The sequence below is a fragment of the Rhizobium oryzicola genome, from assembly GCF_030504645.1.
Taxonomy (GTDB): Bacteria; Pseudomonadota; Alphaproteobacteria; order Rhizobiales; family Rhizobiaceae; genus Neorhizobium; species Neorhizobium oryzicola.
Window position 1 is genome coordinate 536,999 of record NZ_JAUKWQ010000003.1, and the last position, 24,109, is coordinate 561,107.

Below are 24,109 nucleotides of genomic sequence, written 5' to 3' on the forward strand. Positions count from 1 at the left end.
CTTACTTCATACCTGACGTGGCGATGCCACGGACAATCAACTTCTGGAACAGGACGAAGAAGAGGACGACCGGAACCAGCGACAAAACCGACATCGCAAACATCTGGCCGTAGGCGGACTGACCTTCCTGATCGAGGAAGAGGCGCAGCGCCAGCGGCACGGTGTAGCTCTTGATGTCATTCAAATAGATGAGCGGAGCGAGGAAATCCTCCCACACCCAGATCAGCGAGAAGATGGCCGCCGTGCCCATAGCCGGCAGCGATAGCGGCAGGATGATGGACCAGTAGATCTTGAAGGGCGAGCAGCCGTCGATCATAGCAGCCTCATCCAGCTCCTTCGGCAGCTGACGGAAAAACTGCACCATCAAAAAGATAAAGAAGGCATCGGATGCGAGGAAGCGCGGCACCACCAGCGGCAGATAGGTGTCCACCCATCCGAGCTTCAAAAACTGCACGTATTGCGGGATGAGCACCACGTGATACGGGATCATCAGCGTCATCATCATCAGCGCGAAGAAGAAACTGCGTCCGGTAAAGGTGAGCCTTGCAAAGGCATAGGCCGCAAACGAGCAGGAAATCAGGTTACCGACCACGGAAAGGCTGGTGACGATTACCGAGTTGATGGTGAAGACCGTGAAGGACTGCGGCAGGGCGTACCAGCCTTTCACATAATTGCCCCACATGAACTGCGAGGGCCAGAGCGACAACGTGCTGAAGATCTCGTCTTCCGGCTTCACCGATGACGACAAAAGCCAGAGCAGCGGATAAAGCATGATCGCGGAAAAGCCGATCAGGAAGGCATGTTTCAGAAGCCGCCCGACGCGCTGCTGGCGCTCCCGCTTCAAGCGCAGCACATGCGCCATGCGCGCCGCTTCATCTATCTCGAAATCCAGTTTACTTGCCTCCGACAGAGGGTGGCCCGACTTAATCGCGCTCGTTTTCATAATGCACCCAGTATTTCGAGGTCAGGAAGGCAATGCCGGTGAAGACAGCGATGATGATCAGCAGCACCCAGGCGAGTGCCGAGGCATACCCCATACGGAAGAACTTGAAGGCCTCGTTGAAGAGATAAACCGTATAAAACAGCAGACTATCGGCCGGTGCACCGCTGCCATTGGAAATGATGAAGGCGCTGGAGAAGGTCTTGAAGGCCTCAATCGTCTGCAGAACGAGATTAAAGAAGATCACCGGCGCCAGAAGCGGCAGCGTGATGCGCAGGAACTGGCGCCATTTCGGCGTACCATCGATTTCCGCAGCCTCGTAGAGATCGCGCGGAATGCTGCGCAAACCGGCCAAAAAGATCAGCATGGGAGAGCCGAACTGCCACATAGCCAGCAACACCAGTGTGTAGATCGACGTATTGGGGTCCGTGATCCACGCATGGCTGGGAATACCGAAATCGGCAAGAACGCGGTTTACGACACCGTCGGCGGCAAACAGCTGTCGCCACAGAATGGCGATTGCAATGGATGAGCCCAGAAGCGAGGGCAGATAGAAGATTGCGCGGTAGACGCCGATGGTCCGCAAGCCCTTGTCCAACAACATGGCAACCACAAGCGCCATAATCAGACGGGCCGGAACAGCGAGTGCCACATAGGTGAAGGTAACGTTCAGCGCCTTCCAGAAGCGCCGGTCGCGGGTGAACATGTAGACATAGTTGTCGAAGCCAACCCACCGTGGCTCCGCGACCATGTCGTAGCGCGTGAACGACAGATAAAGCGACGCAAGAATCGGCCCTAGTGCCAACAGGAAGAAGCCGAGGAACCAGGGCAGCAGAAACGCATAGGCTGGACCGTTGCGGGCAATAAAGCGGTTCATGACCGGGCCTTGTCAAAGGGAGAATGCCGGGCGGCCTTTCCGCCCGGCGCAATGAAGATCAGCTTATTGAGCGCGGTCGATAATCGCCTGTGCGTCGTCGATGAAGCTTGCAGCCGCATCCTTCACGCTGGTGCGGGCAAGAACGACATCAGAGCCGGTACGCATGAAGGCATCACGCACTTCACCTGCCCCCTTCGGCGCGGGAAGTGGCAAGCCGCCCACCTTGTTCTGGATCGCGGTGAAATAATTAATAGACAGCTTTTCAACTTCGCTGAGACCCGGCGCCAACTGATCACGGATTTTCTGCGAAACGGGGATACCGCGCTCAAGCCCCAAGACCTTTGTAATGGCCGGATCGTTGACCCAGGCATTCATATAGGCAATCGCAGAGGCCGGATCCTTCACATCGCGGCTGAGCGACATGAACATCGACGGCTTGATGTATTGCCCCGGCTTTCCTCCAGCCTTGTGCGGCACCATGGCAGCGCCGATCTTGTCCTTGGACACCGCCTGAATGCCAACGAGCTGGTTGGACCAGAATTGCGACATCGCGGTATCGCCAACCGCGATACCGGACTCTGCGATCGGCACATCAAGGATGACGGTCTTGTCCTTGCTGCGGACAACATCCTTCTTGCGAAGATCGGCCCAGAACTGCCAGAAGGTCGCGACGTCATCAACGGTCGCAGCCACCTTGCCATTGGCATCATAGAATTCGCGGCCGTTCTGGCGAACCCAGGACTCAAACACCTCAATCATAAGGGCCAGATCGTCGGCACCCTTGACTTTACCGCCCGACTTGGCGGAGATCTTTTCACACGCCTTCGCAAAATCATCCCAGGTCCAATTGATCAGATCTGCATCGACACCGGCTTCCTGGAAGACGCGGGTGTTGTAAACCATGACCTGCGAATTGGCTCCGATGTTGAGCGCGTAAAGCTTGCCATCAACGCGGCCGCCGTCGATAGGTCCCTTGTCGAAATCCTGGATCATCAGCGACTTGCCGATGTATTCGTCCAACGGCTTCAGCGCGCCGCGGCGAACATATTCAAACAGATAGCGGTAATCCATTTGGACCAAATCCGCCATGTTGCGGCCAGCGGTCTGGGTTGCCATCTTCGTCCAGTAATCACCCCAGCCGATCGTTTCGCCGGAGACCTCGATGCCGGGATTGGCTTTCTGGAAAAGATCAATCACCGCAAAGGTGCGCTTGTCGCGCTCCGGGTTGCCCCACCAATAATGGCGAATGCGGGTGGCGGCCAAGGCGGGAACACCGACCAGCGCCGATGCCGCCACACCCGCAGCTGCCGTTCCCAACAGCTTGCGTCTTGTCATTTCAACCATGGTTTCCTCCTCCATAGCGGGCGCCCCTCAGCACCCCGTTGCTTATCTGGCATGGCGATCTCCTCCACCGCCCCGCCGGCAATTTCAAATGTAGCTGCGCAGCAATTCCGTCAGGCTGAGCATGGCCATGGCCTGTCCATAGGGCATGGAGGTAAGCTTGATCTGCCGGTAAAAATCGAGATCATGACCCATCGCCGTGCCGAAGGACACCTGCTGCAATTCACCGTCCCGGCTGATATTGTCGACCACGCCGCGTAGCGCGCGCTCAGCAACCTCGCGATATTCAGGACCGAGATAACGCTTGCGCGCCCCCTTCATCAAACCATAAGCGAAGCCAGCGGTGGCGGAAGCCTCCAGATAGCTTTCGGGGTCATCGATCAACGTATGCCATAGACCGGATTCGTGCTGATGCTCCTTCAACGCAGCGGCCTGACGATTGAGCAAGGAGATCAGGTGACGGCGCAGCGGATCACCCTCCGGCAGATCCAGAAGCTCCAGGAATTCCGGAATGACAATCGTGATCCAGCTATTGCCCCGTGCCCAGCGCGCCTTTGCGAAGTTGTGGTTTCCGTCAAAGCTCCATCCGTGGAACCAGAGCCCTGTCTGGCTATCAAGCAGATACTGAGCATGGACGAGGAACTGGTACTTCGCCTCCTCCACATAGTGCGGGCGGTTCAACACGAGGCCGATTTTCGCGAGAGGCAGCACGCTCATCATCAGCGTGTCGTCCCACATCTGCTGGTCGTTCACGCTGTTATAGACGATGTGCTGCAGTCCGCCCTCTCGCGTCCTCGGCATTTCATGCATCACCCATTCGGCCCACGTGTCAAGGTAAGGGAGCCAATGGGGATTGGGCGTCATTTCATAGAGGTGCGCCAACGTCAGGAACGGCGCGACCGTGTTGATGTTCTTGGTCGGCGTCCCCTCAGCCAAACGCGCCTCGAACCACTGGGTAATGATGCTCATCGCCTGAGGGTTGCCGGTCAACTGCCAGTATTTCAGCAGACCATAGAGCCCGATGCCATGAGTCCATTCCCAGCCGGCCCAGCCTTTCGTATCGATGACCCGGCCATCTTCCAGCCGCAGCAGAAACTCGCCGGTGCGGTCTTCGATGTTGACGAGATTATTGGTGAGCCGGTCAATCAGCTCGCAGACATCCGCACGCTGGATGAAATACTGCTTCTGCCTCAGCAGCGGATGCATGCTTCAACTCCTCCCAGGTTGAAAATTCGGAATAATGTTCCGAAAATTAGGAAATCACAGTCCGTACGTCTTTTCAATCCTGTTTTTTCGATTACCTTCAACCGTGATCAAGCCCATCCACAAACCAGATGCAGTCCATGTCCGAAGCCCAGAGCAAAACAGAAAATGTCGCATCCGTCCTCAAGGTCTTCGCGGTTCTGGAAGCCTTGGTGGATGAGAAGCGAATTGGGCTGGCCGAACTTGCGCAGCGGGCGATGACGTCAAAAACCACTGCGCACCGCCTGCTGCAAACCATGGCGGAGCTCGGTTACATCGAGCAGGACCCGGAAACGGAGAAATACGGATTGACGCTGAAACTTTTCAGTCTGGGCGCCCGGTCGCTGAACGAGCAATCCGATCTGTTGCGGGTGGCGGACATGGTGATGGGAAAGCTGTCACGTGCCACCGGTGAATCCATTAATCTTGGCATTCTGGACGAGCGCGACCAGAAGGTACTCTACATCCACAAATACGACTCCATCTACAATCTATCCATGAAGTCGACGCTAGGCTTACGCAATCCTCTTCACAGCACCTCACTTGGCAAAGCCTTGTTGGCCTGGCGCGATGAAGAGGAAATCCGCGAACGGATGGCGAAGATGGACTTCGCGCGCCTTGCGCCACGTACCGTCACGGACCCCACAGCACTGCTGACGCAACTGCATGACATTCGCTCGCAAGGCTATGCGGAGGAAATCGAGGAGAGCGAGGCAGGCGTGCGCTGCATGGCGGCACCTATCTTCAATCATCTGGGCAAGCCCATTGCGGCAATCTCGATCAGTTTTCCGCTCTTCCGGTTTGATGAAACACGAAAGCCGGATTACGTGACCAACTTGACCGAGGCCGGCATGACTGCGTCCCGGGCTTTGGGATACCATACGGTCAAGAACTGACCAAACGCTCAACCGGCGCGAACCAGCGGGATATCCCGCTCCAGATCATAGCGCGTCAACCAATCGAGCAACTCACGGCCAGGCATGGGCTTTGCCAACCAATAGCCCTGCAATTCGTCGCAGCCTTGCGCTTGCAGAACATCGCGGAGCTCAACACTCTCCACGCCCTCAGCCACGACCTGGTAACCGAGACTATGAGCAAGATCGATCATCGAACGGACAAGGACCTGCTCGCGCTCGCCCTTGATCATGGGCTTGATGAAACAACGATCAATCTTGACCACATCAGCCGGAAGTTTCTGCATATAAGCAAGGCTGCTATAGCCGGTGCCAAAATCGTCGATTGCAAGACGAATACCGGCCTGCGTCAGGCGGTGTAGAAGATCGAGCGCGCGCTCCGTTTCCTTCATCATCGCAGTCTCAGTTAGTTCGAACTCGATCTGGCCCGCTTCGACGCCGAATTTTCGAAGGAGCAGGAAGAGACGATCAAAGAGATCAGGCTCCTGCAGGTTGAACGCCGAAAGATTGATTGAAAGCCGCAGGCGAATACCAAGCCTGTTCCACTGATGAAGATGTCGGACTGCGTGTTCAATGACCCAGGCAGTCAAGTGGCGGGCATAGCAGGAGGCTTCAACAATGGGAATGAACTCGGCTGGCGAAATAGCTCCAAGCGTTGGATGCGTCCATCGCAACAGCGCCTCTGCACTCTCGATTTCGCCGGTCACGAACGTCATGCGGGGCTGAAATACCAACGAAAGCTGTTCGTGTGACTCGAGCGCTGCAGGAAAATCTTCCAGAATCTGGAAATGTCTCTGGTGACGACGATGTGCCGCGGCACAAAAGATCGCAACACCAGTGTCCGTCTCCCGCGCGTCCTGAACAGCGCTTTGCAGGCAGCGCAGCACATCTTCAGGCGCCGTTTCGCCCGGAACGAAGCGCATGACGCCGATGGCAGGTGTCATCGTCATGCGAAAATCGGGCTGCTGTTGCAGATTTTGGAGCGCGTTGCGCACCTCCGTTACATACGCAGCCGTATCACTCGCGAATGGAGCGAAGAAAACAAACTGGGTCGGACCGATGTGATACGCCATGCCATGAGGGCCGACGTGATCTGCCAGAATGGCTGTCACACGCTTGATTACTCGATCCAAATAGCCGGCTCCGACAACACGCGATACCCGATCGAACTGCGCGGTCTGCGCCAGGTCAAGAAGGCCGGCAATCCTCGGAGTATGGTCGCCTTGCGCCAAATCGGTCAGATCATTGATCATCTGGATACGGTTCGGAAGACCGCTTGTGACTTCAATGCGACCAACAGCATGCTGCAGCTCAACCTGATCCATGACCATGGCTGCGAGATCGGCAAGCGTTGCCATTTCCTGTTCGGTGACTTGGCGCGGTTCTGTCCCCAGAACACAAAGGGCGCCGATGCCGTGACCATCCGGCGTCAGAAGCGGTGCACCAGCATAAAAGCGAATACCGGATTTACCGAGTACGCTGTCGCAATAGAATTCATCACGCACGAAGTCCCGGATAACGAGATTTCTGCCGGTTTCGGCCACTTCAGCACAGGGCGCACGTTCGCGGGGAATCTGGTTATGGGTGACACCAACTTTCGATTTGAACCATTGGCGATCGTGATCCGTCAGTGAAACCGCGGCTATTGGCAGGTTGAAGAATTGCGCGACCAACCGCGTGATCCGGTCAAAGCTCTCGCTGGGGATTGTATCGAGCAGGCGCAGATTGCGTAGACTGTTCAGGCGGGCAGTTTCGTCATGGCGGATCATCGATAGCCTCGCTGGAGCCCGCGCGCAGCGAGCCGCGGAAATAAGTTCGAGTATGAGCTCATCAGGAAAAAAGGAGGCATCAACAATGCCTTCCCCGCGGTTCCCCCCCGGCATCATGCCGCGCAACGCTATGGAGCTTGCCGTCAATATGGCGCACCCTTCTCAGGAACCAATGAAGGAAGATGACAAAGCATTCGAATATTAGGAACATCATTAACAAGATGCATCAAGAATGCTGATGGGTAGAGATTCCAACAACCAGTCACGCTACGGGAGACAACCCTCATGAAAGCATTGCGATGAAGCGATGATGGCGAAAAGTTTAACTGAGTATTGCCGGTCGTTGCACTAGGATCGTGCCAAGGAATCATGAACCACGACCAGACCCGCGTGCAAAACTGCGGCGAACGGTTTGCTCAGGCGACAAGGCTGAATATTGCATGTCACAAGGGGTTGCCCTTCAACGCCCACGTTCCACCCCCTTCAACCGCGGCAGGTTGAAGCGCCTCCTGTTTCGGCTGCGGCTGATCTCGGGATTGATATTGATCGTCTACGTCGCCATGCATCTGACGAACCTGGCGATCGGCCTGCATTCTCTCCACGCCATGGAAGAGGCTCGCCATGTTCTTCTGTTTCCTTGGATGAGTTGGCCTGGCACCGCGCTCCTGATGAGCGCAGCTTTGATCCATGCTATTCTGGGGCTGGTGACTGTTTCCCTGAGGCGTAGCCTGACACTTAGCCGCACTGATTGGGTGCAGATGTGCCTTGGTCTCATCACGCCGCCGCTTCTGCTGAATCACGTCGCAGTCGCAGGCATTCTGCATCACATCGATCCTGACTTTCGACCGGACTATACCTTCCTGCTATCCGTCTACTGGAACATGGCGCCGAAGTCCGCGCTACAACAGGTCCTTGTCGTCGTTGTCGTGTGGATCCACGGCTCTATTGGCCTTTACAACTGGCTTATCCTAAAGCCTGTCTGGCGGCGCATCGGCGCGTTCGTCACACCGCTCCTTTTTTTCGTCCCCATTCTCGGTCTCCTAGGTTTCGTACGCGGCGGAAAGGAAGCGCTGGCGAGGCTGGCAGCCGACGGGCAGTGGCAGGACCGGATGCGACAATCGCTTGACATGATGACTGCGGCCAAGCCGACGCTCGAGCTAGTTCAGAGCGCCATCCTCCTGATCTACGGAGCCTTAGCCCTGGTTGCGTGCGGCGTCCTCATCTGGCGTATACTGGAGCGGCAACGGATGCGCGTCACCGCCACCTATGAGACGGGGCAAACAGTTTCGGCGCGTCCGGCTCTTTCGCTGCTTGAAATCAGCCTGCTCAATAACGTGCCGCACGCCAACATCTGCAGCGGGCGCGGCCGATGCGGCACCTGTCTGGTGGCAGTGATGTCGGATGCCTCCGGGCTGACGGCCATATCAGAAACGGAAGCACAAACGCTAAAACGCATTCACGCGACACCTGGCCAAAGACTGGCCTGTCAGGCACGCCTGATAAAGGGCTCAGTCAAAATTTCGAGGCTCTTCCCTTTTCACGTCGATGCAGCGTTCATGCGCGACCCACATGGTCCTGGAGAGACGCTTTCTGCGGAGCAACGCCCATGATCCGTCCATTGGCACGTTCCATCGGAATGATCGGCTTAGCGGCGATGACGGCCAACTGTGTGATGTTTGCCAACGCTGCCTTGGCGCAGCAGGCAGCACCGCAATCTCATTCAGAAGGGCGCTTGCTGATACATGCGCTGCACAGTGCAAATTATCGGCTGGGGCAATTGGGAACCGCGCTGGTGAATGCGCCAGCCGAATTTGCCACCGTCTGGCAAAATGCTTCACAGGCAAGCGCAAGCACGGATGGCATCGTCACGCTGACCTATTGGTTGATCGTGATGCTGATCGGTTGCGGCCTGGAATGGTATTATTGGACCTATGCTGCTTCCAGCATGCGGGTCATCGACGAAACACTCATCCAGTCAGCAGCTCAGGCATTTCGACTTGCTCTCCGGCGTTTTGTGCTGCTTGCCGCAGGCCTCATCCTCTTCACCGTTTCCATTTCCGGCAGCCTGACATTCTTCGAATGGCCTGCAGGTTATGAAAACGCAGTCTTTACAAGCCTTCTCCTTATTCTCAGCCTTCGCGTTACTTGGCTGCTGGCAGACACCGTTTTGGCGCCGGGACGCGGGCGATTTCGGTTGATCGACGTGGAGCCTCGCTGCGCCGCACTCTGGGTCGCAACTGTCGTTGCTGTTGGCATGCTGCTTGCCATTTCCACCATTGTCGGTCCGGTGCTCGAACAAGCGCAAGCGCCAGATGCTGCGGAAGCCTTGCATATCCTGACCGCCTCGTTGGGTGCGATCCTTGTTCTTGCGGCCGTCCTGCGTCATCAATACGTCATTGCAACGGGTGATGAGACCGAGCACCGAAAACCACCAAAGTTTCCCGTCGAGCTGCTTCTGCCGCTGATGATTGCCGCCGTTTTTGGCCTTTGGCTCGTTGCTGGCTCGCTGGCCTCCACCTTGCTGGCAAGTGTTTTCATCGTATCCATCATTCAATGGCACTTGCGCCGCGTAATCTTCTTTTTCTGGAGCGAGCGGGACTTCACCCGCAGCCCTGGAGGTGTGACGCTTCACGAAGATGTCTCCGCTATTGCGAGCCGCCTTGCTCCCTCTGTCGCACTCTCGGTCGCGCGTTACGGCGTCTGCGTGGTCGGCATTGCCGCTGCCCTTTTGGCGGTCGGCGTTCCAATCAGCGAAGTCGAAAACAGCCAGAACGCCGTCACGCGCTTCGTCGTGCATCTCTTCGGCGTTACGGGGCTTGCCCTCGTCACCCACGTCGCATGGGTGGCGGTGCGTGTGCCGATCGACCAGCGTATCAGGGAGCTTGGCCCGAGCGATACACACGGACGACCCAACCCGAATGCGCGCCTCATGACCCTTCTTCCCATGCTGCGGATGGCGGCGGGTGTTGTGTTCGGTCTGATGCTGGTGCTTTCAGCACTCTGGACATTCGGCGTCGATGTCACTCCGCTTCTTGCCGGTGCGGGCGTGTTCGGTCTGGCGCTCGGCTTCGGTGCGCAGGCGCTCGTGCGGGACATCATTTCCGGCATATTCTATCTGGCGGAAGATGTATTTCGCGTGGGGGAATATATCGAAAGTGGCAACAACACCAAGGGCACCGTAGAGCGGATTACACTTCGTACGGTGGCGCTGCGCCATCAGAATGGGCCCCTGCACTTCGTTCCTTATGGATCGCTTGGCAGCGTTCGGAACAATTCGCGTGACTGGTCGATCGACAAATTCAACATCCCACTTCCCGTTTATGTCGATAGCGAGACGGTTCGCAAGATCATCAAGAAGGTGGGAGAGTCGATGATGGAAGATCCGGAAATCAGCAAATTGATGCTGGAGCCCTTAAAGGCCAAGCTCTACCGCATTGATCCCGGTGTCAAAATCTTCCGCTGCAAGTTTCGCTCAGCACCAGGTAACCAGTTCGAAATTCGCACGGAGGCCTATCGCCGCATCGAACAGTCATTGAAGGATGCAGGGATTCCGTTTGCGGCGGGAACACAGGTTCTCATCAATGAAGCGACAGGGCTGCCACAACTTGCTGCGCCTCAGCGAACTGCCATCGCCACACAATCGGCTCCCTCAGAACCTCAGGCGCCGCCCATGCAACAACCGCAAGCGCAATTATCGTGAGCCCGCCATGGCTGCACCCGCCAGCCTGAATGGGCTTGCAAGCGTCGTTCCCACACCATTGAGGACGAAAGCCCCGGCCTGCTGAAGGCTCGTCGCACTTGCGGTTTTGTCTCGCTCCATAAGCTTCGGCATCATGGCTGCGAGTTCCGTAAACCGGTTGTGACGGAAGTCATCGTCAGTTTTGAGCGCGGAGATATCCACGACCTGCACATTCGCCTTGCGGGCAGCTTCCGCAACCTGCGGGTGATCAACATCGAGCGCGCCCAGCCGGTTATGCTCCCCTGCGATAAACCGGGATACCGCAAGTGCCTTGTCATCCTTTGAGACCAGAAGCGTCATCGGCGGATTGAGCGGCCCGATCACCTCCAACTGCGAGCGAAATACATCGACGTCAATATCCGGCGCGGCCAGCACCACTTTCATACGCTTGAAAACATCATCACGATGCATCAGGCGAAGCTGGCGCAAACTTTCCGCAGTCAACCAGCCCCCCATACTATGGCCGAGAACGATGGTGTTCCCCAAATTTGGGTTTCGGCCGAGCATGGTCAAAACGTCGACGAGGCCGTCACGAGAAATGGTGACCCCATCCTTGTCTGCAACGTAGCCGCCGATGCTCGCCTCCGACGGCCAGGAAAACAAGATGACGCTTCCCCTGCCACCGGCATCGGCATGCATCTGCGCCAACCGGTAAAGCGCCTCCTGGAAATTATTGTTGAAGCCGTGCACGAAGACCCCGACATTCGGTTTGGCGCCGTTTTGCCGGGAAGCAACCGCCCGTTCAAAAGCCGGCCGATCGAGCGGGCGATAACTGACTGTCACGAAGGAAGTCTTAGGGTCGCGCGCCGCCGTCGGCCATTCGATAGCTCCGGGTTTGTGGTTTGGCGGCACAGAGATCTGGTATTCCGCATAATGGGTCTGCAGCGACCGTTCGGATGTGAAGGCGCCCGGATTCGCACTCGACGGCATGCGGGTTGTCGCGACATAGATTGTCTGAACCTTGCCACCCGCCGCACTGACCTTTGCAGGTGCCGTTGGTTTCAGCACATCAGGACCTGGCCGACCAGCACAGCCAATCAACATGCATAAGAGCACGAGCATCAAACAATGCATCGCTGGCGGTAGGTTTTTCATTGGGCTCAAGATCAACAAAACCACGGGCTCCGGCTTGTCTCAACAAGTAGGCCCGGCCGTAGCAGCCGGGCCATTTTATTAATCAGGCTGTAACGTCATGCGGGTTTGGCGGCCGGGGGGAAGTATCCCGGGGGATGCGGAACCATGCCGCATAAAGCGCCGGCAAAAACAGCAGCGTCAGAACAGTGCCGACAACGATACCGCCCATCATAGCGTAAGCCATCGGGCCCCAGAAGATCTCACGCGAGATGGGGATCAGAGCCAACGTGGCCGCTGCCGCGGTCAACATGATGGGACGCATTCGATGTTCAGTCGCCTCAATGATGGCGTGCCAAGCCGGCATTCCGTCTTTCCTGAGGTCCTCAATCTGGACCACGAGAATGACCGAGTTTCGGATGAGAATGCCGATCAACGCGAGGACGCCAAGGATGGCAACAAAGCCCAACGGAGCATTGCTCAGGAGCAGCGCGGCCACCACACCGATAAGGGCCAGAGGCGCCACCGCGAAAACGAGGAACAGGCGGCTGAAACTCTGGAGCTGGATCATGAGGATTGTCGCCATGACAAACAGCATTAGAGGTGCAACGGCGGCAATCGGACCTTGCGACTTCGCGCTCTCCTCGACAGCACCGCCAACGACGACATCGTAGCCAACCGGCAGCTTCGCCTTGAACTCATCGATCTTCGGCTGAAGTTCTGTGACAATTGTCGCCGGCTGCGTGGCCCCCAGGACTGCGGCCTTGATTGTAATCGTTGGTGTGCGTGAACGACGCCAGATCGTCGGCTGCTCAAGCTCATACCGCAGATTGGCAACGGCCGAGAGTGGCACTGACTTGCCGTTGCTCCCGCTGAGCGGAAGATCCTGCAATGTTTCAATGGAGCCACGCTCGGCATCCGATGCGCGGCCGATGACATTGACGAGATAGATATCGTCTCGCACCTGCGTTGCCGTCGCACCCTTGACGACGCTGTTCAACGCCGTCGCGATATCTTCCGAGGAAACGCCGAGCTGTCGCGCCTTGTCTTGAAGCACGTCAACCTTCACGACACGCGACGGCTCGTTCCAATCCAGCACCATGTTCGAAAGGCGCGGATCAGTCGCGACAATAACGGAAAGCTCTTGTGCATACTGTCTGACCTGCTGGATATCGGGACCGCTGATGCGGTACTGAACCGGCTTGCCCACCGGAGGACCAAGCTCAAGCAGCTTAATGAAGGCATCCGTTCCCGGAAACGTCTTGGTGAGATAGGCCTGCAGGTCGGCGCGCAAGCGGTCCCGGACTTCAAGGCTCTTCGAAACAATGACGATCTGGCCAAAAGTCGCGTCCGGCGTCTGCACATCGAAGGATAGCAGGAAGCGCGGCGCACCCTGGCCTACATACGTCGACCAATGATCGATGTCCGGGTTCTTTGCGAGCACTTCCTTTTCGAACTGCGCCATCTGCCGGTTGGTTTCGGCGATGGAGCTGTTGTGAGGCAGGTTCCAGTCAACGACCAGTTCCGGACGGTCCGAGCTTGGGAAGAACTGTTGCTGCACAAAGCCCATGCCGGCAACCGAGCCTGCGAATACGCCGATGGTGATAATGATGGTCACCCACCGGAAGCGCATCGCCACATTCAGAAGACCGGAGAAGCTCTTGGCAAACCAACCCTTGTGCTCGGAGTGCTTTTTCATGGACTTCGGCAGCAGGGTCACGCCGAGAAGCGGCGTGAAAAGGACAGCAACGATCCACGAAACAATGAGGGATACGGCAATTACGACAAACAGTGTGAAGGTGAATTCACCTGCAGCGCTGCTGTTGAGTCCAACGGGAATAAAGCCCGCGACCGTGACCAGCGTTCCCGTCAGCATCGGGAACGCTGTCGATGTATAGACATAGGTTGCGGCTTTTCGCAGGCTATCACCCAATTCCAGGCGTGCAACCATCATCTCGACGGCGATCATGGCGTCATCGACAAGGAGACCGAGCGCAATGATCAGGGCACCAAGCGAAATTCGCTGAAGCGAAATACCCGAATACTCCATCACCACAAATGTGATCGCAAGAACAAGCGGTATGGAGATCGCAACGACCAGACCCGCACGCATGCCGAGGCTGATGAAACTGATAGCAAGAACGATGGCGATCGCTTCGAAAAGGGCCTTGGTGAAACCTGAGACCGCCTCTTCAACCACCTTGGGCTGGTCGGATACCCGATGAATGTCCACCCCAATCGGAAGCTCGCCTTGGATGCGCTCTATCTGCGCTTCCAGCGCCTCCCCGAAATGGAGAAGGTTCGCGCCCGTCTTCATACCGATGGCAAGACCGATGGCCGGCTGTCCGTTGAAGCGGAAAAGGGCGCTGGGCGGATCAACGTAGCCACGCCTGATTGTAGCGATATCCGTCAGCGGAAAGAAGCGGTCGTTGACGCGTAGATTGATCGCGCGAAGACTTTCCTCGGAGGTGAATGCGCCACCAACGCGGAGCGCGATGCGTTCCGGCCCAGCATCGATGACGCCGGACTGCGTCACCGCATTTTGCGCCCTTAGCGTTGAAATGATGGTCTGGCTGTCGAGCCCGAGAGCCGCGATTTTGCGGGTGGAAAACTCAAGATAGATGGCCTCGTCTTGCGCGCCGATCACGTCGACCTTACCAGCGTTCGCAACCGTCAGGATCTTCGATCGCGCATTTTCAACGAGATCACGGAGCTGCCGCTGCGTGAGCCCGTCGCTCGTAAATGCGTAGATATTCCCGAACACGTCGCCGAACCGGTCGTTATAGAACGGCCCCACGACGCCGGAGGGGAAGTTACCCTGGATATCGGAAATCATGTTACGCACGCGCGTCCAGATAGCCGGCACATCCTTGGCCTTGGTCGTATCGAGAAGCTGCACGAAAATTGTCGTCGTGCCAGCAAGCGTCACGCTCTTTGTGTAATCAAGCGAGTCGAGTTCTTCGAGCTTCTTCTCGATGCGGTCCGTGACCTGGCGCGTCACTTCCTCGGCGGATGCCCCAGGCCACTGTGCCTGGATGAGCATGGTCTTGATGGTGAAGTTCGGATCTTCTTCTCGGCCGAGTTCGATATAGGAAAGCACGCCGACGAAGACGAAGACGAGCATGAAATACCAGACGAGCGAGCGATGCTCCAAAGCCCAGTCAGAAAGGTTGAAGGACTTCACAGGCTCTTCCTTTCGGTAATCTTGACGGCCTGGCCGTCCTTCAGTTGATGTACGCCAGCAGTCACGATCTGCTCGCCTTCCTTCAGGCCATCGAGCACTTTGACGATGGTGGACCCGGGCGCATGATCTTCAACTGCCACCTTGCGGCGGCTTACCTTGGCGGCCGCGGCATCAACCACCCACACATAGGTCTGCCCGTCCTGCTCTGTCAGCAGTGCACTTGCGGGCAGGGTAATGCTGGAACGACCACCGAGGATGGTGGACGCGGTAACAATGGAGCCGAGACGAAAGGCGTCCGGCGGATTGACAAGCGTTACCTTCACGCGGCGCGTGCGCGTGGTGGCATCAGCAATCGGCGAAATTTCCCGCACTGTGCCCGCGGTTCGGATCGTCGGATCCAATTGCAGCGCAATGTCAAAGTTTGAGCCTACCTGCAATCGACCAATATTGCCTTCCGGAATATCGATCACCACTTCGCGGGGGTCGGGCCGAGCAATCGTCACGACGCTCTGGCCGGCCGAAACAGTCTGTCCGACTTCCGCAGACGTCGCGGTGACAACACCGTCGAATTCTGCAAGTAGCTGTGCGTAGCCAAGCTGCTCCTCCGCCTTGTCGAGATTGGCTTTTGCCTTAGCAACATTGGCATCAGCGGTCTTGAGCGCCTGCTGGGCCTGCTCCAGCGCGCTTTCCGTACCCGAGCGAGTTTCAGCAAGCTTCTTCTGCCGGTCAGCCGTTGTGGTGGCATTGGCCTGCTGGGCCTTTGCATTCGAGAGATCGGCTTCAGCGCTCTTCACGGAAAGTTCCAACGCGACGGAATCCAGAACGGCGACAACCTGGCCTTTCTTGACCGTGTCACCAACGCTGACCTTGCGGGCGACGACACGCCCCAGGACACGAAAGCCGAGTTCCGTTACATATTGAGCCTGCACTGCGCCGGGGGCCACAAGGGCGGTTGCGGCATCGTTCATCGCGATGACGCTCAGCACAGGACGAACCGGGGCGGGCTTATGCTCCTCCTGCTTCTGGCAGGCTGATAGAGCAAGCAGGGCAGCAATGGCAGCTGCGGTGGTCATTCGCGTCATTGCTGTTTCATCTCCTCATAGGCGACTTTTTCGCCAGGGCGGATAAACTTGAGGCCTTCAACCACAACCATATCACCGGCTTTAAGGCCGCTGCTGACCAGCAAGATCCCCGTCTGATAGGACGCCACCTCAATGGGGTGACTTGAAACCTTCGACGTGGCCGGATCGACAACCCATACGCTGGGCTTGCCAAGCGTCGATGTCAGGGCAGACCACGGAAGTTCCAATTGCTCGAAAGTTCCTGATTGGAAACTTCCGACAACAGGCGCACCCAGCGGCAGTCCCGCGGATTGGTCGATCCCGACCTTCACCCGTATCGTGCCCGTGGTGGTGTCGATGGTGGGAGAAATTTCACGCACATCGGCAACCATCTTGCGAGAGGGGTCGGAAATGAGGGAAACGGTCACCCTCCCCTCGGGCTTGCGGTTCAGATAGAGCGATTCATACACATCGAAGACCGCATCGCGCGGGCCATCATGCGCCAGCGAAAACACGGATTGCGCAGCTTGTGCCACCTGCCCAACTTCGGCGTCGCGCGCCGTGATAATCCCGTCGGCATCGGCCCGCAGTTCGGTATAGGAGAGAGCATCACGCGCTGAATCCAGCGCTGCTTGGGCTGAGGCTACGCTTCCCTGCGCCGTGGTTAGGGTTTCACGGGCTGAATCAAGCGCTGCCTGCGTCGTGACTTGCGTCCCGAAAAGGCTCTGCTGGCGCTGAAAGGCAAGCCGTGCCTGCACCTCTTGCGCCTTTGCCGAATTGAGGTTCGCTTCGGCAACTGCGACATCTGCCAGCTGCTGTTCGGCATCAATCCTGGCAAGCAGGTCTCCGGCCTTGACCACAGCCCCAACGTCCACCTTGCGCTCAACGATGCGACCGCTGACGCGGAAAGATAAATTACTTTGTACACGTGCACTGATGTCGCCCGTTACCGACGCCACCTTGCGACGCTGTTCCTCAGCAACCTTCACAATCTTCACCGTTGTCGGCGCTGATGCTTTCTGCTGCTCTTCCTTTTGGCAAGCAGTTAGAAGCAACGCAGCGGTTGTGAACACAATTGATATTCGGGCGTTTCGCATCGATGAACCCTTGTGGCAGACATCAGATCGGATATAATTGACTGACCGGTTAGTCAATAGGAACTCGCTTCAAATTTGGAATTGGATGAAGGAAATGCGCTGCAAGCTTAAGCTGACACGAGCCGAACAGAAGGCGCTTAGACCGCAACAAATTATAGATGCAGCCTTTGAGGAATTCGCGAGAAATGGATTTGCCGCCACTCGCGTGGAAGATATCGCAGCACGCATAGGCGTTACCAAAGGTACCGTTTACGTTTACTTCGCGACAAAGGAAGACCTTTTCGCTGCTGTAGTAATGCAGGTATCGCAACCTTTCGCGGAAATGATTCCATATATAGAAGCCGTGGAAGGAACGTATCAGGAGCGACTTAAAAAGGTGATACGATTATTCTATGACAAGCTGATGGTTGATCGCCGGGCCCGAGAACTCATCCGCTTCATGATTTCCGAAGCACCGCGCTTTCCTGATCTTGTCGACCGCCATGACGACGAGTTCATGGCCCCGATTGCCACGCGCATAAAAAGTCTGATCGACCAAGGGGTCGCCGCTGGCGAATTTCGCGATGGACCCGCCAGCTGGTTTGCGGAGATTATCTGCGCGCCAGCGCTCATGATGACATTCACAAGGGTTCTTTTCGATAATCGGCGTCCGCTGGATGAGGCGAAGTTCGTCGAAGCTCACATTGATATCATGATGAATGGACTCGCGGCGAATTAGCGGGCACGGAACAATCACCCACAGGTAAGGTTAGAGCGCGGTTATCCTATGGAGGAATATTATGAATCGCGGCTCAATCCTGAAAGCTGCCAGTGCAGCCGCCCTCATTCCCGCCCTGTCCATTGCCGGCATCGCAACAGCTCAGCCCAGAACGAGTATGGGAAATGCCGCAAAAAAGCACGCGACAGAAACAAAAAGGGTTGGCTCCCTCTCGCTTGCGACAAGCCGCATTGCAACCTCCAAGGCCAGCGACCCGATGGTCAAGGAATTCGCCAAGTGGGAGGTGGCGGAACAAGAAACCATCGCCGACATCCTGACATCAGCTGAAACCGGTAAAGCCGAGGGCGCTCTGAACCCACCCACCGAGCGCGAAACGGAAGCCAATCTGGACGCCGCGGGCAGGACCAGCCTCCAGAAGCTACAAGGCCTTTCAGGCGCGGATTTCGACAAGACCTATATCGCTGCCCAGTTGGATGGCCATCGGCAGTTGCTCGCAATCCAGGAAGATTATCTGAAGATCGGCAAAAACCGCGCGCAGCTCAGCATCACGAAGCTCGCACGCGGCCAGATCCGGGAACATATCGATCATCTCGAAATGCTTCGTTCGAAGCTTGGCTAACCCATGGCTTCGTTGGCGCTCTGTATGTTGGGATACGGGGCGCCAAGATATTCAACGAGCCTTTAACTGCGCGACGCAACGGTCCCTCTGCTGCGTGAGTGAGACGTCGCGCACGCGCTTGAGCGCAGAACGTGCCTGAGATTTAAAACGCTTTATAAGATCCGGCTTGCCATCCAACCCCTTGTTGAAGCAGGCGGCTTCAAGATCAATGCCATTATCAGCCATTCGCAACACCGCAGTCGGGTTTCGGGTCAGAGCGTTGCTAACGGCAGAATCCAGGGCCTGCGTTTGCGCCGGGTCCGTTGCCGTGCGGATTGTCGGCACCAGATGAAGCCAGGAGGACTGCCCTGCCTCGATATGCGACAATAACTGTGGCCATTGTCCAGCCTTGACGATGGCAGCCAGCGTTGTTGCGGCTCCCTTCACCTTGAGATCATGCCGAACTGTGGATGGTTGAAGAGGTGCAGCGGCGAAGGCCGCAGCGGGAAACAGACCAAATGCCACTACCGATACGCGAATCAAACGCATGAAAAGCCCCTCTGAACACACGCAGAAGATAGTTCCTACCTTACGATCCTGCTGCAAGGTGGAAAATAGGAGTTTCCTTTGTCTTTTTCGTGATCACTAAGATGAGAAGCACTCACATCAGCATATTTTTTTAATCGATTAGCAAATGTTTTAGGAGCAGGTGATCTCACCCGCTCCTAAATTTAGGCAAATATCTCTTACGTCCCCGGCGTCAAGGTAACAGATGTGCCGGTTGCTGCGAGGTTGAGGCCAAGCTGACCGGTAACGCTCACGGTCTGCAGATGGATTGAACCGGAGGTACCGCCAATCAGAATGTTGGTACCAACGCCGGCACCCACGGTGACTTCAGCCGTGGCACCCTGATAGAGGCCACCGAGCGAGCCGTGGTGATAGCCAGCGGTCGGAGCGAAAACAGCCCAGATCAGACGGCTGCGGGTGGTGAAACCCAGATCGACGCCCATCTTGCGAATAACGCCGGTGTATCGATCCAGCGGCTCGCTGCCGATCGTCGACGTAAAGACGCATTCCGCTTCCTTGGCGGAACCGAGCACATAGCCAACGCCGCCACCGATCGAGCAATCCAGATAACCGATACGAACGCCACCGCGCTCATCCGTTTCCTGATAGACCGGCGCGCGATCACGACGAACCAGATCCGCGGAAAGCGCAGTACCTGCACTTGCCAACACAGGCAGCGATGCAACTGCCACGGCGAAAATCTTCTTCATCCCTGTACTCCTTATCATTATCTCATTTCACTGGCCGCCGGATTGAGACTCAAACCCCGACCTCACGGCAGTGCTGTTCAACGCTTATGGCAAAAGAATGATCCATGGCGTCAATCACGATTTCGCAGACCTATTATGTGTGGGCTTGGAGGATAGAACCGTGATCTGCATCAAGCCTGCCATCATGCGCTCAGATTGGCATCGGTCAGGTAAGCGCCTATAACGGCCTTGGGTGGAGACTGCGGAATGCGACTGCTGATCGTTGAAGATAATCATGAACTGGCGGCATGGCTCGGCAAGGCATTGACGCAGGCCAAATACGCGGTCGACATTGCCCATGATGGCGAGGAGGCCGAGCACCTTCTCGCGGTCGCCGATTACGCTGCCATCATTCTGGACCTGTCGCTGCCGAAAATCGACGGCATGACATTGCTGAAGCAGATCCGGCATGCCGGCCGCAAAGTGCCCGTCATCATCTTGACAGCCAATGCCTCGCTTGATGGCCGCGTGGCAGGCCTAGACTCTGGTGCCGACGATTACCTGGCAAAACCCTTCGACCTGCCGGAACTGGAGGCGCGGCTGCGCGCGCTCATTCGGCGTGGCCACGACAAGGCAAGCCCCGAAATTGCCTTGGGCGACCTTGTTCTCAACAGCCTGACCCGGCAGTTTCTCCTGAAGGGCGAGCTTCTGGCGCTCACGCCAAGGGAGCATTCCGTTCTGGAATACCTCATTCTCAAGGCCGGCAGCACGGTGACGAAAACCGCCCTTTCGGAAAACCTCTTCGGGTTTGACGGCGAAGCCGATCCGAGTGCTGTCGAAATCTATGTCCATCGGGTCCGCAAGAAGCTGGAGGGCGCGTCGGTACAGATCGCCACATTAAGAGGCCTTGGTTATATGCTGCGGGTGGCCTGATGGCTCTATCGCCCTCGGCAGCACTGTCGCGGATGATCCGGCGGCTACGCCACAGTCTGCGCATCCAGCTGCTGGCCTGGATCATGGTGACGCTGGCGGGAGTCGTCAGCTTCAACCTCTATGCCGGCCTGCGACAGGCGCGGGAAACGGCAACCCTCGTTACCGACCAGATGCTGCTGGGCTCCGCGCGCATGATTGCCGAGGCGGTGCGCGTCGATGCGGGCGGCAATATGGAGGTGGATATTCCACCCGCCGCGCTTGAAATCTTCGACACAGGCTTCGGCGACCGGGTCTATTATAGGGTGACATCGGTCTGGGGTAGTCTTGTTTCAGGCTATGTGGACCTGAAGAGCCCGGACATCGAGCGCGAAGGCCAGGATATTCTTTTCCGCAATACGAGCCTGCGCGCCATGACGCTGACCCATCCCGTCGTAGGACTTGGTCCGGATGGCGCCGTCAGCGTCACCGTTGCCGTCACCCGCTTCAGCCAACAGGCCATGCGAACCGATCTTTGGTTTTCTGATTTCAATGATCAGATCCTGCTCGTCATCGTGGCTGGCCTGGTCACGGTATTCGGGCTGCAGCGCGGTCTTGCACCTGTCCTGCGCCTTCGCGACGCGGTGCGTCAACGACGTCGCGATCAACTGGAGCCGTTTGACGAACAGCTGGTTCAAAGAGAACTGCGCCCGCTCGTAGCAGCGCTCAATGATTACATGACCCGCGTGCAAGGCCAGATGGCCGCGCAACGCCGGTTCGTGGCCAATGCCGCACATCAGCTGCGCACGCCGCTGACGCTGCTTGCCACACAGGCCAGCTTCGCCGCCCGCGAAAACGACCCAAGCCGCCGGGAAGAGGCGCTGCAGGCCCTGGTCCGCAGCACGAGGCAGGCAACGCGCCTGGCGGAACAGCTTTTGACCCTCACCCGCGCCGAGCCGGGAAGCCGTGCGCCCCGCGCCGACCGCATCGACATGACAGCAGTCGCCCGGCAGGTTCTCGAAGCACATGCGGAGCAGGCCCTTCGCAAGAACATCGATCTTGGTCTCGAAGCCGAAGGCGAAGCCATCGTCATCGGCGATGGCACCATGCTGCGCGAGATGGTGGTGAACCTCGTGGACAACGCTCTGCGCTATACGCCGGACGGCGGCCGCGTGACCGTCAATGTTCGGGGGACCGATGATCGGATCCTGGTAAGCGTGGATGACAACGGCCCTGGTATTCCCGAGGCCGAGCGCCATCAGGTGCTCGAGCGGTTTTACCGCATCATGGGCACGCAAGCCGAAGGCAGCGGTCTCGGGCTCGCCATCGTCAAGGAAGTCGTCGAAGGCGCAGGCGGCACGGTGACGCTTGGCACATCGGATGGTGGCGGGCTGCATGTCGAGGTAAAGATACCGGCGGCGAACTGAACACCGCCGGTCAAGTGGAAAGTTGAAAGGCCGACGCGTCAGAAGACCTGACGCAACAGGATGAACAGCAGGGAGGACAAAGCAATCGACGCAGGAAGCGTCAGCACCCATGCCAGCAGCATATTGCGAACGGTCGACCATTGCAGGCCGGAGCCATTGGCAGCCATGGTGCCTGCCACACCGGATGAAAGCACATGCGTGGTAGAGACTGGCAGCCCGAGATGGTCAGCTGCGCCGATCGTGACCATGGCAACCACCTCAGCAGCTGCACCCTGTCCGTACGTTAGATGTGTCTTGCCAATCTTTTCGCCGACAGTGACAACAATCCGCTTCCAGCCAACCATCGTCCCGAGGCCAAGCGCCAGCGCGACAGCCACCTTAACCCACAGCGGGATGAACTTGGTCGCATTATCCACGGCCGCATGATAGGCCTTGACCGCGTTGAGGTCGTCCGCCTGCATGGGCAGAAGCTTGTTCTTGTCGATCAGCTTCAGAGCCTCACCGATCAGATAGATGTCATTGCGAATATTGCCGATCAGCGAGGTCGGGACGGCTTCCAGCGTCGGAAACTTCGAAATCTGCTCCGTGGAGCTATGCACGAATTGCTGCAAGGCAAGCGTGGTATTGTCATTCCACTTCTTCGTTTTGACGGCATTGGATACTTCGGCACGTGCGTCAGTCACCGTGAGGCCAGGCTTCACGTATTTCTGCAGAGCGGCTTCCACGTTATGGGAAGCAATTTCGTAAGCGCGCAGATATTGCGCATCCGGCGTGCGGTTGAGTGCGAAGGCGGTCGGCACGAGACCGATCAGAATGAGCATGATCAAGCCCATACCCTTCTGCCCGTCATTGGAGCCGTGCGCGAAGCTGACACCGGTGCAGGTGAAGATCAGCAGACCGCGAATCCACATCGGCGGCGGCTGGTTGCCTTTCGGTTCCTCGTAGAGCGCCTTGTTCCTAACCAGAAGCTTCAGCGCCAAAAGCAGGAGCGCGGAGCAAACAAAACCGATAAGGGGGGAAATCAACAGCGAAAGGCCAATATTGCTGGCTTGTGACCAGTCCACGCCGCTGGTCGCACTGCCCTGTGATGCCATGAACTGGTTGGCAAGGCCAACCCCAATAATAGAACCGATGAGGGTGTGGGAGCTGGACGAGGGAAGCCCGAGATACCAGGTCCCGAGGTTCCATATGATCGCAGCTGCCAACAAAGCGAAGACCATGGCAAGACCGGCGCCGGACCCGACTTGCAAAATAAGCTCAACCGGCAGCAGAGACACAATCCCGAATGCGACGGCACCAGATGACAAGACAACGCCGAGAAAGTTGAAGAAACCGGACCAGATGACCGCGATCTCTGCTGGCAGCGAGCGAGTGTAGATTACGGTCGCGACAGCGTTGGCGGTATCATGAAAGCCGTTGACGAACTCGAAGCCAAGCGCAATCAGCAGTGCCAGTCCCAGCAGGATCCACGGCACATAGGTCGCGCTCTGCAAATCCTGCGCAAGCGCATAACCGATATAGGCAAGGCCACCCAGGAGGATCGCCAGAAAGATCGGCGTGAACCATTTACCGACCACCGATGGGTGCTCGAGAGGATGATGCGCACGAGTGTGTTGGGGAGAAAGGCCTGCATTGGTCGCGTCAGTCACGTCATGTTCCTCGCGTCTTGGCATGATTGACGAATGTTAAGCATTTCCTCATGAACCGGTTGTGACAGCGCTAACGGTCTGCACGCAGCGGCTAGAGCGGAGTTCGACCTGATTGAATCATTCTGCGGCAATGGATTTTCGTCAGGAACCAGGATTTTGCCGAAGGGCATATCTCGATACACGTCCGAGGCGAAAGCCGAAGTTAATGACGAAAATACATGCCGCCCACCGGTCACGCCGCTTTGCAGACGGCAAAGCGACAAGCGTGCCCGGTATGTCAAATGCTGGCCGGATTGCCTTAGCAATCCGGCGGGTGG

19 protein-coding genes are annotated in these 24,109 nt (G+C 57.3%); 7 read left to right on the plus strand and 12 right to left on the minus strand.

Annotation, left to right across the window (positions count from 1 at the left end; all coding sequences use genetic code 11):
* Position 1 precedes the first annotated feature (1 nt).
* The 4 genes from Q2T52_RS13100 to bglB all read right to left on the minus strand — a co-directional run bounded on the left by Q2T52_RS13100 (position 2) and on the right by bglB (position 4,364).
* Entirely contained in the window at positions 2-862 is an 861-nt protein-coding gene (locus tag Q2T52_RS13100) for a carbohydrate ABC transporter permease (RefSeq protein ID WP_302077292.1), read from the minus strand.
* Between the two features lie 61 nt (positions 863-923).
* A complete protein-coding gene (locus Q2T52_RS13105) occupies positions 924-1,817 on the minus strand; it encodes a carbohydrate ABC transporter permease (protein WP_302077178.1) in 894 nt (297 codons plus the stop codon).
* Positions 1,818-1,880: 63 nt separating this feature from the next.
* Positions 1,881-3,161 (minus strand): ABC transporter substrate-binding protein, encoded by a 1,281-nt coding sequence (locus Q2T52_RS13110; protein ID WP_302077179.1) that lies wholly within the window; start codon positions 3,159-3,161, stop codon positions 1,881-1,883.
* Between the two features lie 84 nt (positions 3,162-3,245).
* Positions 3,246-4,364 carry a beta-galactosidase BglB gene (gene bglB / locus Q2T52_RS13115; protein ID WP_302077180.1) on the minus strand — a complete coding sequence of 373 codons (1,119 nt, stop codon included), beginning with the start codon at positions 4,362-4,364 and terminating at the stop codon, positions 3,246-3,248.
* Positions 4,365-4,501: 137 nt separating this feature from the next.
* On the opposite strand from bglB, the gene kdgR reads away from it, so the two are divergent.
* Positions 4,502-5,296 (plus strand): DNA-binding transcriptional regulator KdgR, encoded by a 795-nt coding sequence (gene kdgR, locus Q2T52_RS13120; protein WP_302077181.1) that lies wholly within the window; start codon positions 4,502-4,504, stop codon positions 5,294-5,296.
* An 8-nt stretch (positions 5,297-5,304) separates the two neighbouring features.
* Here the strand turns inward: kdgR and Q2T52_RS13125 are convergent, their stop codons facing one another.
* Positions 5,305-7,083: a sensor domain-containing phosphodiesterase gene (locus tag Q2T52_RS13125; RefSeq protein WP_302077182.1), complete on the minus strand. Its 1,779-nt coding sequence runs from the start codon at positions 7,081-7,083 to the stop codon at positions 5,305-5,307.
* A 542-nt stretch (positions 7,084-7,625) separates the two neighbouring features.
* Between Q2T52_RS13125 and Q2T52_RS13130 the strand changes: the two genes are divergently transcribed.
* Positions 7,626-8,693 (plus strand): 2Fe-2S iron-sulfur cluster-binding protein, encoded by a 1,068-nt coding sequence (locus Q2T52_RS13130; protein ID WP_302077183.1) that lies wholly within the window; start codon positions 7,626-7,628, stop codon positions 8,691-8,693.
* Positions 8,690-10,783, plus strand: coding sequence for a mechanosensitive ion channel family protein (locus Q2T52_RS13135; RefSeq protein WP_302077184.1), 2,094 nt, complete (start codon positions 8,690-8,692; stop codon positions 10,781-10,783). Before Q2T52_RS13130 ends, Q2T52_RS13135 begins: the two co-directional genes overlap by 4 nt.
* Here Q2T52_RS13135 and Q2T52_RS13140 read toward each other — a convergent pair.
* From Q2T52_RS13140 to Q2T52_RS13155, 4 genes are all read right to left on the minus strand, one after another.
* Entirely contained in the window at positions 10,775-11,830 is a 1,056-nt protein-coding gene (locus tag Q2T52_RS13140; protein WP_302077185.1) for an alpha/beta hydrolase, read from the minus strand. The genes Q2T52_RS13135 and Q2T52_RS13140 overlap by 9 nt on opposite strands.
* A gap of 169 nt (positions 11,831-11,999) precedes the next feature.
* Positions 12,000-15,077 (minus strand): efflux RND transporter permease subunit, encoded by a 3,078-nt coding sequence (locus Q2T52_RS13145; RefSeq protein ID WP_302077186.1) that lies wholly within the window; start codon positions 15,075-15,077, stop codon positions 12,000-12,002.
* Complete coding sequence (locus tag Q2T52_RS13150) at positions 15,074-16,150, minus strand: efflux RND transporter periplasmic adaptor subunit (RefSeq protein ID WP_436799538.1); 1,077 nt, start codon at positions 16,148-16,150, stop codon at positions 15,074-15,076. The genes Q2T52_RS13145 and Q2T52_RS13150 overlap by 4 nt, the downstream gene beginning before the upstream one ends.
* Before the next feature lie 5 nt (positions 16,151-16,155).
* Entirely contained in the window at positions 16,156-17,235 is a 1,080-nt protein-coding gene (locus tag Q2T52_RS13155; protein ID WP_436799539.1) for an efflux RND transporter periplasmic adaptor subunit, read from the minus strand.
* Between the two features lie 94 nt (positions 17,236-17,329).
* Between Q2T52_RS13155 and Q2T52_RS13160 the strand changes: the two genes are divergently transcribed.
* On the plus strand, positions 17,330-17,953 hold the full coding sequence (locus Q2T52_RS13160) for a TetR/AcrR family transcriptional regulator (protein ID WP_302077189.1): 624 nt from the start codon (positions 17,330-17,332) through the stop codon (positions 17,951-17,953).
* A 61-nt stretch (positions 17,954-18,014) separates the two neighbouring features.
* Positions 18,015-18,572: a DUF4142 domain-containing protein gene (locus Q2T52_RS13165; protein ID WP_302077190.1), complete on the plus strand. Its 558-nt coding sequence runs from the start codon at positions 18,015-18,017 to the stop codon at positions 18,570-18,572.
* Between the two features lie 51 nt (positions 18,573-18,623).
* Here Q2T52_RS13165 and Q2T52_RS13170 read toward each other — a convergent pair whose 3' ends face one another.
* Positions 18,624-19,157: a hypothetical protein gene (locus Q2T52_RS13170; protein WP_302077191.1), complete on the minus strand. Its 534-nt coding sequence runs from the start codon at positions 19,155-19,157 to the stop codon at positions 18,624-18,626.
* A gap of 140 nt (positions 19,158-19,297) precedes the next feature.
* The gene (locus tag Q2T52_RS13175) at positions 19,298-19,828 is read right to left on the minus strand and encodes a DUF992 domain-containing protein (protein ID WP_302077193.1); all 531 of its coding nucleotides are present in this window, start codon (positions 19,826-19,828) and stop codon (positions 19,298-19,300) included.
* 246 nt (positions 19,829-20,074) lie between these two features.
* Here Q2T52_RS13175 and Q2T52_RS13180 point away from each other — a divergent pair, with 246 nt between their 5' ends.
* Together Q2T52_RS13180 and Q2T52_RS13185 are read left to right on the plus strand one after the other, a co-directional pair.
* Positions 20,075-20,740, plus strand: a complete 666-nt coding sequence (locus tag Q2T52_RS13180; protein ID WP_302077194.1) for a response regulator — start codon at positions 20,075-20,077, stop codon at positions 20,738-20,740.
* Positions 20,740-22,143 (plus strand): sensor histidine kinase, encoded by a 1,404-nt coding sequence (locus tag Q2T52_RS13185; protein WP_302077195.1) that lies wholly within the window; start codon positions 20,740-20,742, stop codon positions 22,141-22,143. The genes Q2T52_RS13180 and Q2T52_RS13185 overlap by 1 nt, the downstream gene beginning before the upstream one ends.
* 38 nt (positions 22,144-22,181) lie before the next feature.
* Here Q2T52_RS13185 and Q2T52_RS13190 read toward each other — a convergent pair whose 3' ends face one another.
* Positions 22,182-23,816 (minus strand): inorganic phosphate transporter, encoded by a 1,635-nt coding sequence (locus Q2T52_RS13190; RefSeq protein WP_436799531.1) that lies wholly within the window; start codon positions 23,814-23,816, stop codon positions 22,182-22,184.
* Positions 23,817-24,109 lie beyond the last annotated feature (293 nt).

What these genes read in the sequence shown, in the direction of transcription:
- Q2T52_RS13155 (WP_436799539.1), bottom strand. Translation starts at nt 17,235, where the DNA reads ATGCGAAACGCCCGAATATCAATTGTGTTCACAACCGCTGCGTTGCTT.
- Q2T52_RS13175 (WP_302077193.1), bottom strand. Translation starts at nt 19,828, where the DNA reads ATGAAGAAGATTTTCGCCGTGGCAGTTGCATCGCTGCCTGTGTTGGCA.
- Q2T52_RS13135 (WP_302077184.1), top strand. Translation starts at nt 8,690, where the DNA reads ATGATCCGTCCATTGGCACGTTCCATCGGAATGATCGGCTTAGCGGCG.
- Q2T52_RS13105 (WP_302077178.1), bottom strand. Translation starts at nt 1,817, where the DNA reads ATGAACCGCTTTATTGCCCGCAACGGTCCAGCCTATGCGTTTCTGCTG.
- Q2T52_RS13180 (WP_302077194.1), top strand. Translation starts at nt 20,075, where the DNA reads ATGCGACTGCTGATCGTTGAAGATAATCATGAACTGGCGGCATGGCTC.
- Q2T52_RS13100 (WP_302077292.1), bottom strand. Translation starts at nt 862, where the DNA reads ATGGCGCATGTGCTGCGCTTGAAGCGGGAGCGCCAGCAGCGCGTCGGG.
- Q2T52_RS13185 (WP_302077195.1), top strand. Translation starts at nt 20,740, where the DNA reads ATGGCTCTATCGCCCTCGGCAGCACTGTCGCGGATGATCCGGCGGCTA.
- Q2T52_RS13150 (WP_436799538.1), bottom strand. Translation starts at nt 16,150, where the DNA reads ATGACCACCGCAGCTGCCATTGCTGCCCTGCTTGCTCTATCAGCCTGC.
- Q2T52_RS13165 (WP_302077190.1), top strand. Translation starts at nt 18,015, where the DNA reads ATGAATCGCGGCTCAATCCTGAAAGCTGCCAGTGCAGCCGCCCTCATT.
- Q2T52_RS13125 (WP_302077182.1), bottom strand. Translation starts at nt 7,083, where the DNA reads ATGATCCGCCATGACGAAACTGCCCGCCTGAACAGTCTACGCAATCTG.
- bglB (WP_302077180.1), bottom strand. Translation starts at nt 4,364, where the DNA reads ATGCATCCGCTGCTGAGGCAGAAGCAGTATTTCATCCAGCGTGCGGAT.
- Q2T52_RS13190 (WP_436799531.1), bottom strand. Translation starts at nt 23,816, where the DNA reads ATGCCAAGACGCGAGGAACATGACGTGACTGACGCGACCAATGCAGGC.
- Q2T52_RS13110 (WP_302077179.1), bottom strand. Translation starts at nt 3,161, where the DNA reads ATGGTTGAAATGACAAGACGCAAGCTGTTGGGAACGGCAGCTGCGGGT.
- Q2T52_RS13160 (WP_302077189.1), top strand. Translation starts at nt 17,330, where the DNA reads ATGCGCTGCAAGCTTAAGCTGACACGAGCCGAACAGAAGGCGCTTAGA.
- kdgR (WP_302077181.1), top strand. Translation starts at nt 4,502, where the DNA reads ATGTCCGAAGCCCAGAGCAAAACAGAAAATGTCGCATCCGTCCTCAAG.